The sequence below is a fragment of the Photobacterium minamisatsumaniensis genome (assembly GCF_050336695.1).
GTDB classification, from domain to species: domain Bacteria; phylum Pseudomonadota; class Gammaproteobacteria; order Enterobacterales; family Vibrionaceae; genus Photobacterium; species Photobacterium minamisatsumaniensis.
In genome coordinates, this window is sequence record NZ_JAKJSI010000021.1 from 65,736 (window position 1) to 78,354 (window position 12,619).

Annotated in this window: 9 protein-coding genes; 8 read left to right on the plus strand and 1 reads right to left on the minus strand. The window is 43.2% G+C overall.

From position 1 onward, the window contains the following. The first annotated feature begins 1 nt into the window (after nt 1). Nucleotides 2-652, plus strand: coding sequence for a DUF2913 family protein (locus tag L4D78_RS11720; RefSeq protein ID WP_428467089.1), 651 nt, complete (start codon nt 2-4; stop codon nt 650-652). A 97-nt stretch (nt 653-749) separates the two neighbouring features. On the opposite strand, the gene L4D78_RS11725 is transcribed toward L4D78_RS11720, so the two are convergent. Continuing rightward, nucleotides 750-2,210: an SDR family oxidoreductase gene (locus tag L4D78_RS11725; protein ID WP_428467090.1), complete on the minus strand. Its 1,461-nt coding sequence runs from the start codon at nt 2,208-2,210 to the stop codon at nt 750-752. 390 nt (nt 2,211-2,600) lie between these two features. Between L4D78_RS11725 and L4D78_RS11730 the strand changes: the two genes are divergently transcribed. The 7 genes from L4D78_RS11730 to L4D78_RS11760 all read left to right on the plus strand — a co-directional run bounded on the left by L4D78_RS11730 (nt 2,601) and on the right by L4D78_RS11760 (nt 12,609). Further along, complete coding sequence (locus tag L4D78_RS11730; RefSeq protein WP_428467091.1) at nt 2,601-3,272, plus strand: ABC transporter ATP-binding protein; 672 nt, start codon at nt 2,601-2,603, stop codon at nt 3,270-3,272. Next, nucleotides 3,253-5,718: an ABC transporter permease gene (locus L4D78_RS11735; protein ID WP_428467092.1), complete on the plus strand. Its 2,466-nt coding sequence runs from the start codon at nt 3,253-3,255 to the stop codon at nt 5,716-5,718. The genes L4D78_RS11730 and L4D78_RS11735 overlap by 20 nt, the downstream gene beginning before the upstream one ends. Next, nucleotides 5,718-6,824, plus strand: coding sequence for a lipocalin-like domain-containing protein (locus tag L4D78_RS11740; protein WP_428467093.1), 1,107 nt, complete (start codon nt 5,718-5,720; stop codon nt 6,822-6,824). The genes L4D78_RS11735 and L4D78_RS11740 overlap by 1 nt, the downstream gene beginning before the upstream one ends. A gap of 35 nt (nt 6,825-6,859) precedes the next feature. Beyond that, nucleotides 6,860-8,167: an amidohydrolase gene (locus L4D78_RS11745; RefSeq protein ID WP_428467094.1), complete on the plus strand. Its 1,308-nt coding sequence runs from the start codon at nt 6,860-6,862 to the stop codon at nt 8,165-8,167. Nucleotides 8,168-8,473: 306 nt separating this feature from the next. Next, a complete protein-coding gene (locus tag L4D78_RS11750) occupies nt 8,474-10,723 on the plus strand; it encodes an FUSC family protein (protein ID WP_428467152.1) in 2,250 nt (749 codons plus the stop codon). A 9-nt stretch (nt 10,724-10,732) separates the two neighbouring features. Continuing rightward, nucleotides 10,733-12,400, plus strand: a complete 1,668-nt coding sequence (locus tag L4D78_RS11755; protein WP_428467095.1) for a TolC family protein — start codon at nt 10,733-10,735, stop codon at nt 12,398-12,400. A gap of 5 nt (nt 12,401-12,405) precedes the next feature. Then, on the plus strand, nt 12,406-12,609 hold the full coding sequence (locus L4D78_RS11760; protein ID WP_428459928.1) for a DUF1656 domain-containing protein: 204 nt from the start codon (nt 12,406-12,408) through the stop codon (nt 12,607-12,609). The last annotated feature ends 10 nt before the right edge of the window (nt 12,610-12,619 follow it).

Genomic DNA, 12,619 nt, shown 5'->3' on the forward strand with positions numbered 1-12,619 from the left:
CATGACAACTTTTTATCAAGAGATTTATAAGCTAGTAACCGATGGCTTAACCTTATTGTCTGAGTCTCAGTCATCAGGTAAAACACCACGTAACCCAATCAGTGAAACCCATTTTCTTAGTGCTTGGGTTACAAAAGTGATCAAGCAGCAATATTATGATCATTGTGTGGCTAAAACACTCATTGCGTGGCAAAAACAAGCTCGAAGCAAGGGTAAGAATGCACAACTAAAGCAGCAGTTTGAGCACATTCAATACACGATAGGTGGAACTCAAGCTGATAACAACAATAGCGGTAAAGCGATCAGCAAAAGCCAAGTTGATGCTTTATACCAGCAGCTTGAAGCTGATGATTGGTTAGTGACAACGGAATACGAAGTCAATCGTAAGGTTAAGCATTTTACTGATGGTCAAGCTTCATTAGTGGTGTGTTCGGCACAAATTAAAGCCGGGTTTTCAGAAGGTGATGAACTGATGAAGCCTCTTTCATTTTTTGTTCGTGGCGATGCTAAAGCTTTGGTTGATGCCGCGTTTGAGCACGGTTTGTTGCTGTATAAAGTGACGGATTATAAGTCGATGGTTAAGTACCATGGTGAGTACCTTGTTTACCCAGGAAATGCGGGTTCACATTTGCCTGAATTGCCAACACGCTAAACGACACTGTATTGGCTGAATAAGTAAGCGAGGGCTTTTGCTCTCGCTTATTTTTTATCTACATATTTGGTGATGATATCGGCCAATGGATGTCCTATTAGAGTGTATCACTTTTACCATCATGTCCCTTTGCTTTGCATCGCTTGACAAGGGCGTGTGTCATACCTCGAAAGATAAACAAGTGGGCTGGCATCATGGCAAACCAATAGAGTAGGCCAGTAAAACCTGCGGGGTGCCACCATGCACGAATGTCGACCTCACGGTATTCGCCTTTATCCTCGATAGTAAATTCTAAGCGACCAAGCCCTGGTGCTTTCATGCCAAATAATAAAGACAAAAACTTATTATCTTTAAGGTTAATAACCTTCCATGAATCTACTTTATCGCCGAGCTGTAGTTCATTAGGATCGCGTCGATGACGTTTTAATGCGCTCCCACCAATGGCAAAGTCCATCCATTCTCGTATACGCCACAAAAAATTGGCATAAAAATATCCTTCTTTACCACCCACAAGTTGCACTTGTCGCCAGAGTTGCTCGCAAGTTGCGTCTGTTTGTAAGGTGTAACCCGCCTGCTTGGGGTAATAACCGTAGCCAGGTTGCCAGCGAGATAAAGCATCAGGGTCAAACCCCCAAATATCACTTCTAACTACTTCGGTTTCATGGCTTAAACATTCTTCTACGGCTTCATCGTAACTTAGTAGGTATTGAGGAATGAGAGACTGTATTGCACTGCCGTCAGCAGGAAGATCGAATCGCAAGCCTCCGATTAGGGCTTTAGCAATATTTGTGGGTACTGAAGTAATAAAACGTAACCAAAATGCGGCAAATTTCGGGGTTAAAAAAGGGATGGGTAGAATGCGTACTTTTTTACCTGCCTGACGGCCAAGTATACGCATTTGTGATTCATAGGTAATGTCTTCTGGGCCCGCAATATCCATGATTTGATGGCGGCATGGTTCGAATTTTAATAACTCAAGTAAGTAATAAAGTAAGTTACGTAATGCGATTGGGGAATTTCGGGATTTAACCCATTTAGGCGTGGCAATAACGGGTAAGTGGTAGACAAAATCTCGCATAACTTCAAAAGCGGCAGAGCCGGGGCCAACAATGATCCCTGCTCGTAATTCAGTGACTGGAATATCACATTTTCGAAGAATTTCGCCTGTCGCTTTACGGGCCGATAAATGTTTCGAGACCCCGTCCTTCGGTTGCAGAGCTCCAAGGTAAATGACACGCTTAACTTGGCTTTGCTTCAAGGCTGAGCTGAAGTTTTCTGCGGCATCTATTTCGATATCAATAAAATCGTGCCCATGGTTCATACCATGAACTAAAAAGAAAACAGTATCAACATCTTGGAGTAGCTCATTAAGGTTATTCGGGGTGTTTAAATCAAGTTCATGAAGTGAAATGTTACCTGTTTTTTCCCACTTTCTTTTCTTTAACAATTTTACATTGCGTGACGTTGCTTTTACGTTATAACCCGCGTTTGAAAGCTCGGGGACAAGGTGAGTACCGATATAGCCCGATGCGCCAACAACTAAAACTGTTTTTACCATAAATTACATGCTCCCTGCTGTAATCATAAATGCATGTTACGCTTTTAATACTATCAATGTAGTGGAAAACTGAGTGAAAAGATTTAATTACTTGAGCTGAATGATCAAAATGATCGTTTAACAAAGAGAATACATTAAAGGAGCTAACAGTATAATACTCAGCTAAATTCATAATTGATTTTTATACTAATCAATACATTTAGAGGTGGATATAGAACGTTACTAAACTGCTTTCATTTATTTTGTGAGCGTATTGTTTGCAGTGTAGGGTATTTGTAGAGGTGATGTAGCGTCTTGGATTGTATTTTTCATTATTGCTTTTAAAGTGCTTTATAGAATTAGGGGTTTACGGTAAATTCCTTCCACAACTTTCCTAAACTGGGGATAAAAATGTTACGACTGGTCGACCTATGCAAAGGGTATCATGATGGCGGTGAATACCATTCTGTTTTGCAAGGGGCGGAGCTCGCACTTCAGCAAGGTGAGCAGTTGGCTTTAATGGGAGAGAGTGGCTCAGGAAAAAGTACACTTCTTAACCTCATCGCAGGTCTAGACTCGTCAGATTCTGGTGAGGTTTGGCTTGGTGACACTCCAATTCATGCTATTTCTGAGCGTGAACGTACCGCTTTTCGTCGTAACAATATAGGTCTCGTTTTTCAGCAGTTTAACTTACTCCCTACGCTAGTAACCGCAGATAACATTCGTTTTTGCCGACAATTGAAAGGGTTGAAAGAAAACCCGGCATTGTGGCGCCAAATAATATCTGCATTGGATCTCATGCCTTTGCTCGGTCGTTACCCAGAAGAGATGTCTGGTGGGCAGCAACAGCGCGCCGCAATTGCTCGGGCATTATATATGGAGCCGGAAATCTTATTGGCTGATGAACCAACGGGGAGTTTAGATGAGCGCAATGCTGGTGCAGTTATTCGATTATTGGTTAATTTAACCAAACAACTGGATTGCACGTTATTGCTGGTTACGCACAGTAAAAAAGTGGCAGAGCATATGAATGGTTGTATCCGTCTTCAAGGAGGGCAACTTCATGTCAAACCCCGTAGCTAAAGCGCTGTGGGGGCATTATAAACGCCACCCTCTTCAAATTGTTCTTGTTTGGTTCGGGTTGACGCTTGGTATTGCACTGCTAGTAGGGGTGTTAGGTGTCAATCAGCAAGCCCGTGAAAGCTACCGTGATGGTGAGCAACTTTTTTCAAATCCTTTCCCGCACCGAATTCGACATAATCAACCGTCATTAAAAGTACCACAAGGTTTTTATATCCAGTTGCGGCGTGAAGGGTTTAAGCAATGTGTTCCTTTTGATCAAGCGAGGGTTGTTACTGATAAAGGGCAAGATTTTGAATTAGTGGGTATTGATCCTATTTCATTGTTTTCCAGTTTTTCATCTGTTGGTGGACTTTCGCAAGCAAACCAAATTCAAATGATGGAACTGATGCAGCCGCCTTACCCGATATTAGTGGGTGCACAGCTTGCTAACTATATGGGTGTGGTTGATGGCCAACGTTTGACGCTAGAAAGTGGCAAGCAAATTGGCCCACTAAAAGTTGTCGCAGAAGAACGGGTGAAAGGGCCAAGGATGATCGCTGACATGTCTTTACTTCGTCAGCTTCAACCAAGTGCAGGTTTAACGGCTATTTTATGCGGGGCAATGACTGAAGGTGAGCTTGCTGCATTACAAGATAAATTACCTCACGCCTTCATTTTAGAAAAAGAACAAAGCGCAGGGCTCGAACCGCTCACCAATGCTTTCCATCTCAACTTATTTGCGATGGGGATGCTTGCGTTTGTTGTTGGGTTATTCATATTTTATCAGGCTATGTCGTTGTCATTCACGCAGCGACAGCCATTGGTTGGCTTATTACGGCAGGCTGGCGTCTCTTCATCGCAATTGGCAAAAGGCTTGATGTTAGAGCTAGTTGTTTGGATTGTATTAGGGCTCGTTGGCGGTAATTTGCTCGGTATGCTTTTAGCGCAGCAATTATTGCCGTCAGTGGCCGAATCTTTAAATGATTTATATGGTGCCAATGTCAGTCTTTCTGTTACTTGGCATTGGCAATGGGGGGTAACGTCGTTATTGATTGCACTGTTTGGCAGCTTGCTAGCGTGTGGCTGGCCACTCATTCGTTTAATTCGTACACCGCCAGCCCGTCTTGCGACCCATATGTCGTTGGTTCGTTTCAGTGGTAAAGAGTTTGCGATACAAGCCGTTTTATCTTGTGTATTCCTTGGTGCAGCAATTGGCATCTATCAGCTACCGCATGGGCAGCAGGCAGGCTTCATGTTGATTGCGTGCATCTTGATTGCATCGGCATTAGCCATGCCATTTTTGTTATGGCAGTTATTTAAAATACTGGGTACCGTTGTGCGATCTGCAAGGTTGCGCTGGTTCTTTTCTGATGCCGCAGCAAGCTTGAGTTATCGAGGTGTCGCTGCGATGGCATTTATGCTGGCGTTAGCATCGAACATTGGTATGGAAACCATGGTGGGAAGTTTTAGGCATACTACTGAGACGTGGCTTGACCAACGATTAGCGGCTGATATTTATGTTCGTCCATCCATTAATGTTGCACCTCGAGTCTCAAACTGGTTAGAAAACCATGAAGATGTAAAACAAGTGTGGTGGCAGTGGCGTAAAACCCTGAATACTGATGCTGGCACGTTGCAAGTTGTGAGTGTTGGTGGAACACAAGATGAAAAAAGTGCGATGGTAATGAAAGTTGCAATGCCCGAATATTGGCAGCAACTACATCACAATCGTTCAGTATTAGTTAGCGAATCCTTGGCTTTGAAGCAAGGTTGGCAGCCTGGTGATGTCATTAATTTACCTGCACCGATGAATAAAAAATGGATTATTGCTGGGGTGTATTATGACTATGGGAACCCTCATGGACAGGTCGTGCTGGCTCAAAAACGTTGGCAGGCGCTATGGCCATATCGTGGGCAGGTCGGCTTAGCGATTCATTTGAATCAAGGTGCAAATACCCTAGAAGTCATGAAAGATCTCGGTGAGGCTTTCCGACTACCTCCAGAGCGCGTGCGCAATAATGCCGAGCTTATGCAAAACGCCATGCAAGTGTTTGACCGTACCTTTATTGTAACGGCAACGTTGGGCAAGTTGACTCTTTTTGTCGCGGTGTGCGGTTTGTTCTTTGCGACGGTAGCGGGCGAGGTTTCACGGCAACGGCAATTTGCTTTGTTACGTTGTATGGGGATGACAGGGCGAGAGTTAGCATTACTAGGGGGAGGCCAGCTTCTACTTATTGGCTTGCTCACCGCACTAATTGCCTTACCGTTAGGGTTAGTTTTGGCACAATTATTAATAGATGTCGTGTTGAAATACTCGTTTGGTTGGACGATGCCTGTGGAGTATTTTCCGAATGATTATTTGATTTCACTGGGCTCTGCATTAATTGTATTACTCATTGCAGGAGCTTGGCCAGTTTGGCGCTTAGTAAAACGTTCTGCAATTACATCACTTCGTGAGGCGTTTTAATGAGAGTGAAATTGAGTACTTTGGGCTGGGCATGCACAAAAAGAATAGCCATAGTCCTTGCTGGGCTGCTGTTCTTGTTTGGCTGTGACAACGCGGCAAATGTCGATAATCGATCTGTGGCTATCATGGCTGAACAGGGTAACGAGCATTTTAAGCAAGTTGAACCCAATAAGGTGTTCAGCTTCCCTGAAGATCACCTGCCACACCCTGAATTTAAAAATGAGTGGTGGTATTTTACGGCTAATTTACAATCTGAAAAGGGTGATGTATTTGGCGTTCAATGGACATTATTCAGGTCTGCTTCTTCGATAAAAAAAGAAAAAGGGTGGATGAGCCCGCAGCGCTTTATGGCGCATGCTGTTATCACAAGTAAAGATAATACATGGGCAGCAGAGCGTTTTTCTCGTGGTGGAATAGGGCAAGCGGGCGTGACTGGACGTCCATTTCAAGCTTGGTTAGATAACTGGAAATGGAAATCTTATAGCGACTCTCCATTCCCTGCGGTATTAACTTTTTCCGATGGCAATATGGAAGCGTCGCTTTCCGTTCAAAAAAGCGGAAAACGCATATTGCAAGGTGAGAGCGGATATAGCAAAAAACACAGTACTGAAAATATTGCCTCGTATTATTTTAGTGAACCTTTTTTACAGGTAGCCGGGAAGCTGGAGCTTGACGGCAAAGAGTATCAAGTAAAGGGAAAAGGCTGGTATGATCGTGAGTGGAGCAGTGCTGGACTTTCCCAGAAGCAAGAAGGCTGGGATTGGTTTTCGATACATTTAGATGATGGTCGTGCATTAATGCTGTACCAGATCAGAGAAAAGCAAAGCCAACCATATTATTTTGGGTCAATTAGTTGGCCGAATGGTGAATCGATTTCTCTTGCTCAAGAAGATATCAGGTTAGTGCCAGTGTCGTATACGACCCATAAAGGTAAAAACTATCCGCTGAATTGGAATTTAGAGATACCAAGCCAGCAAATTAAACTAAAAGTGGATGTAGTTCGCAAGGAGCAGTGGTTGCCATTTGTGTTCTCATATTGGGAAGGCCCAATATCGGTTTCAGGTAGCCACTCAGGACAAGGATTTATGGAACTCACAGGTTATTAATTTGTGCTGTCGCCATAAAACGATAGGAAAGAAACGTGCAAAGTAACATTAGCTTTGATGAAAATGTGTTAGCGCAGCGGTTAATGAATCATCGCCGAGAGTTCCACCGATACCCAGAAGCTGCATGGCGAGAGTTTTTCACGACAAGTCGCATCGCGAGTCACCTTCAAGTTATGGGTTATTCGTTGTGCTTTGATGATGAAATTATTCACCGTGACTCTGTTATGGGTCGCGATGCCAACTTAGTTGCTAAAGCGCAAGAGAGGGCAATTAGCTGGGGGGCGGATTTACAACTTCTCGCCCAGATGAATGGTATGACGGGGGTTGGCGCCGTATTAGATACCGGTCGACCAGGCCCTGTCATCGCCCTAAGGTTTGATATTGATGCTGTTGAAGTCATGGAAAGCCAAGACGATTCACACCGCCCGCGTTTTTTAGGTTTTGACTCATTAGCCCCCGGCGTGGCACATGCTTGCGGCCATGATGCCCATGCTGCCATTGGCTTAGGGGTGGCTGAACTGCTTGCTTCGGAAAAGTCGAACCTAAACGGAAAGATAAAACTATTATTTCAACCCGCAGAGGAAGGCTGTCGTGCGGGGAAAGCCATTGCTGAAAGTGGGTGGCTAGATGATGTTGACTATTTCTTTGCTGCGCATATTGGGATGAATGTGCCTAGCGGTACTTTGGTGTGTAACCCTCAGCACTTCCTTTGCAGTTCTAAGTTTGACTTACACTTTTCTGGAAAGCCGGCGCATGCTGGTATTGAGCCCAACGCCGGACAAAATGCATTAGCAGCAGCATGTACTGCCGTGACGCAAATGTTGGCAATTCCTCGCCATAGAGATGGCATGACCCGTATTAATGTCGGGCAGATGCATGCGGGAGATGGGCGAAATGTTATTCCAGCCAGTGCGGTTTTAATGGGTGAAACGAGGGGTGAAAACAGAGAGCTGAATTCTTTCATGTACCAACATGTAGAGCAAATTGCGCAAGCGGCAGCGATGATGCATGGTGTCAGCGTTGATATTTGCCCACAAGGTGAAGCGATTGGGTTAACCAATGATCCTGAACTGGTTACTTTACTTGAAAGCATTGGTGAAGTTAGTGGTTTCACTCAGGTACTCCGAGAGAAAGACTTTGGTGCAAGTGAAGATGCTGGCTATCTGGTTGATAGAGTACAAACTTGTGGCGGCAAGGCAATCTACTGCCTTGTTGGTTCAGATCTAACTGCTGGCCACCATAATGGTGATTTTGATATTGATGAAAGCCGCATGCTTTCAGCGGTGAAGCTGTTATTTAATGCGGTAAAAGCAAAACAACAGCAGCCTTCTTCTATCGAATAAGATCAAAGTACAAACTCTGAAGTCGTACCTAAACAAAAGATACGGCAGCGCCTTGAGCTAGCGATGAGCTTAAGGCGTTGCATCGAATAAATATCGTATCCACAAAATAATTCAAGCCCTAAGACATAATCTTACTTTCGATTCCCATTCTTCATCTACCCTTATTATTCCAATAGAAGTTCAACGTTAATCTATTGAGGGTGTTCAGTGGCAGAATCGGGTATAGAATCAAAATCGGAATTAACACGGTCACCCAGTGTATTTGCACGGCTGTTGAATATTGATAATTGGTTGGTACCTTTCTGTCTGAGCGACAAATTTAAGTTTGCTTTTCGAGTTGCTATTAGCCTGACGATTGCGTATTTACTCCCTATGGCATTGGGTTGGTCTCAACCATCCACAGCAGCAACAACGGTGATGTTAATCGCTTCAACTGGCAGTCGGCGTGAGTCGTTTGCGAAAGGAACACTGCGTGTATTAGGTACCATTGCGGGAGGCATTATTGGGCTGATGTTAGTCGGGGCCTTTGCACAAGATCGTTTTCAGTACATGTTGGCCGTTTCTGTTGTTATTACCGTTATTTTTTATATCCGTTCGGCTTATTTAAAAGATCCCACCTTGTTTATGTTAACAGGGGTGATGATCTTAATGATGTACAATGGAGGCGATGCAGAAGGCGCGTTTATTTACGGTTTAGATCGGACATTCATGACTATATTTGGTGTGGTTATATATACCCTTGTTGGGGTATTTTTATTTCCACCTAAAGTTGAGCGAAACCTACAGAAACTCGCGACAGCATTAACGGAAAAGCAGCGAGAATTATTTAACAGAATAAGTGGCTCTCCAAAAACTGAAGACCAAACTCATCACGAAGCTGAAAGCCCCAATACACCTGAAAAAGAAACGGAAGAAGGGGATGTTCCCGCCCCTACTATTGCTGAATTGAGCCAGCAACTTTTTCAAGCGCAGCAAGCATTTGAAACGCGGTACCATACGATTAATGCGGATTGTAGTGAAATATCAGCGTATAAAAAAGAATGGGACGGTTCAGTTGCACTCTATCAGAAAATTACTGAAATATTGTTGTTTGCAGCAAAAGAACACTCGCGATCTGGTGGCCACCCCAGTGAGTTTATTCATGACTTTGAGGCGCTTAGAGAGCAACTTATTGCGATGTTTGATCGAATACCTACGGCATGGCAAGCACAGCACACCGAAGCACCAGAATATTTTGACCCCATAGAGTGTGATAAGGATAAACTGGAACAAGCTGGGCATTTGTACCGAGGAGAGGCAATAAGCAGCGCTTATTTGTTAAAGCAATTAAGAGAGAGGCTAGCTCAACTCCATACTTGTATCAGTAGTATTGATTCCGTGGTCGGTCGTGTTCCATTTGAATTACCCTCTCTAAAAGCACTGCCAGATTTCAATTGGTGGGATGCTGAAAATGCTAAAACAGCAGTGAAAGTGTTCCTAACATATTGGTGTGCAGCATTGTTTTGGATTTATTTTAACCCGCCAGGAGGATATAATTTCATTGTACTGAGCACGTTGTTTGTATCCATACTGTCCTATCTACCTGTCCATCCTTTTCTGCTCTTTATCTTATTTACGTTGGGGTTCATTTTTTCAGTGCCAGCGTATGTGTTTATATTACCTCAGTTAACACTGGGATCAGAGCTTGCAGCATTTATTTTTATTTATACATTTGTCGGTTTTTATATATTCAAAGGACCAGTAACCATATTCTTTTTATTAGGAATGTTCACGCTCGGCATTAACAATGAAATGGTCTATCACTTTGGTATCACAATAATGATTGTCAGTTTATTTTACCTCGTCGTTATTTCGGTTATTTTCTCTTATTACTTTCCTTTTTCGGCAAGGTCTGAGCATTTAGTACTCGTATTTAGAGAGCGTTTTTTTCGTCATGCAAAGGGCATTATTTTACTACAACAAAACAGTAAACGTTCAACATTTCAGCAGCTTGAGTTAGGTTGGCGCATTGCAACGATGAAGGTCGCACTTAAGAAAATGACGGTTTGGAGTACGAAGATCAATGCCGAATATTATGCACCAGTAACCTTAGAGGCATTAACAACATTTAATACACGGTGTGATGTTTTCCATCACCATTTAATGACATTACTTCAGGCTGAAAAAAGCATTGTTGAGAACCCACTTGTTTCTATGACAAGAGGAAAGTACAAAGATCGAATTATTCCGGCGTTGGCTCAAAGTTTAGTTTCATATCAAGATAGCGCGATACTGAGTAAACCTCTACCAAGTAAAGCGATGGCGAGTGAAGCAATCAGTATTGATTGTACTGAAACTGATAGTCAATTTATTGTTATGCGGAAAGAGTATACCGACTTAGAACGGCAACTTGACCAATACTTTTCGACAATCGAAATTGAAAAGTATTCAAATTCAGACATTGCAGGTTTTTATATTTTTCTAAACTTAAAGAAAAATATATTTGAGTCATTGATAGCCTGTAAACAAGCGCATGATGATATTTCATGGGTCACGTTATCTGACAAGAAATTTTAAGGGGGTAGGGTGGTAGGCTATATACGACATACAATTGCTTTGCTCTCTTTGTTAACGATACCGGGGTGTACCGTCCTAGGCCCTGATTTTGATGGGGTTGAACCTGTCGAGTTACCTTCACAGTGGCAGGCTGTCGATTATCAAGACAGTAGTTGGAAAACGGCCAAATGGTGGCAACAGTTTAACGATCCTATTTTAAATGAGCTTGTATCGCGGGCATCACAACAAAACCTTGATTTAGAATCCGCAGGGTTAAGGATCCTTCAGGCGAGAGCTGCTATTGGTATCGCGAATTCATTTCAGTATCCACAACGACAAACAGTATCAGGTAGTCTCGCTAAGATTTATCAGAATGAAACAACATTTGATAATGCAACCGTTAGCTTTGATGCTGGCTGGGAGCTTGATGTTTGGGGACGTTATGCTCGCGGCATTGAATCTGCAGAAGCCGGGTTATATGCCTCGATAGCGTCATATCATGATATTTTGGTCACAATTACTTCTGAGGTGGCAAGAAACTACATTAATTACCGTACATTTCAGGAGCGAGTACTGTTATCTGAGCGCAATATTGAGATCCAAAAACGGGTRGCGCGTATAACACAAGTACAGTTTGATTCTGGTAATGTCACCGAACTTGATGTGCAGCAGGCAAAAACTCAGCTTTATAATACCCAATCGGCATTACCCAGTTTGAAAATAGGGATGATGCAATCACGTAATGCACTAGCGCTATTATTGGGTATTATGCCTGAGGAAGCGCAAATGCTACTGTCTGATCCTGCGATTAACGCCAAAATACAAGCCTTTGATAATAAATACAATCACCGTCGTTCAGCCAAGCTATCAGATACCTATGATCAATATTCCTTGATCCCACCAACACCAGCTGTGACGACACAAGTTGATGCAAACCTAGTCCTTAGGCGACCCGACCTACAGCTGGCAGAATTACAAGCGCATGCACAAAGTAGCCAAATCGGTATTGCGGAAGCTGACTTGTACCCGCAATTTTCGCTGTTTGGCGCAATCGGTTTAAACAGCACCGTACAAGCAGGGAATGACTTTAGTTTTAGCGACTCATTAAGTCTCACGCTTGGCCCGGCATTTTCATGGAACATTTTCCAATATGGCCGGGTTAAAAATGCGATTCGTATTGAAGATGCCAAATTTCAAGAAAGCCTAACTAATTACAATAAACAGGTGCTACTCGCGGTACAGGAAGTGAGTACTGCTTTATCGTCTTATCAACTAAACCTTGAGCAGAAAGGGTTGGCTTTTAATTCTGTAAGTGCGTCGGTTCGAGCATTCAATATTTCGTTAACTCAATATGAGAATGGTCAAATTACGTTTGAACGTCTATTGAGTTCAGTTGAAAAAATGACGCGCAGCGAAGATGCCTATGCGCAAGTGAAAGGCAACGTCGCAACGCAAGTTGTTGCCTTGTATAAGTCATTAGGTGGTGGTTGGGAGGCTGAAACCGGAAAGCCATTCCTTAAGCCTTCGATAAAAGAGCAAATGGAACAACGAACAGATTGGGGAGAGCTATTAGAGAATACTGAGTTGCCTATACTTTCCACTGATGCTGTTCCGGTTGCGACATCTTCATTTGGGGAGCCTATTGACCCAAGTAAACAAAATTATCCCTTTAAACCACAGCATACAGGAGAGCAATAATGGAAATGCCTCATGAACTTGCTTGGGGGGATGTTTATTATTCGCCATTTCTACAGGTACTGGTGTTAGCTGTTATCTCTGCATGGATTTCAGTCGGTGTGTTAAATAAGACACGCCTATCGCGGCTAATTGCGTTTCCGTCAGTGACATTTCTTGCCATTACCGTGTTTTATATCGTGGCGATTGATGCCTTTTTCTTAAAGTTTTAGGTGTGGGTAT

Excerpts from the sequence above, each read along its gene's own strand:
- L4D78_RS11760 (WP_428459928.1), top strand. The coding sequence starts at position 12,406 with ATGCCTCATGAACTTGCTTGGGGGGATGTTTATTATTCGCCATTTCTA.
- L4D78_RS11735 (WP_428467092.1), top strand. The coding sequence starts at position 3,253 with ATGTCAAACCCCGTAGCTAAAGCGCTGTGGGGGCATTATAAACGCCAC.
- L4D78_RS11730 (WP_428467091.1), top strand. The coding sequence starts at position 2,601 with ATGTTACGACTGGTCGACCTATGCAAAGGGTATCATGATGGCGGTGAA.
- L4D78_RS11725 (WP_428467090.1), bottom strand. The coding sequence starts at position 2,210 with ATGGTAAAAACAGTTTTAGTTGTTGGCGCATCGGGCTATATCGGTACT.
- L4D78_RS11740 (WP_428467093.1), top strand. The coding sequence starts at position 5,718 with ATGAGAGTGAAATTGAGTACTTTGGGCTGGGCATGCACAAAAAGAATA.
- L4D78_RS11720 (WP_428467089.1), top strand. The coding sequence starts at position 2 with ATGACAACTTTTTATCAAGAGATTTATAAGCTAGTAACCGATGGCTTA.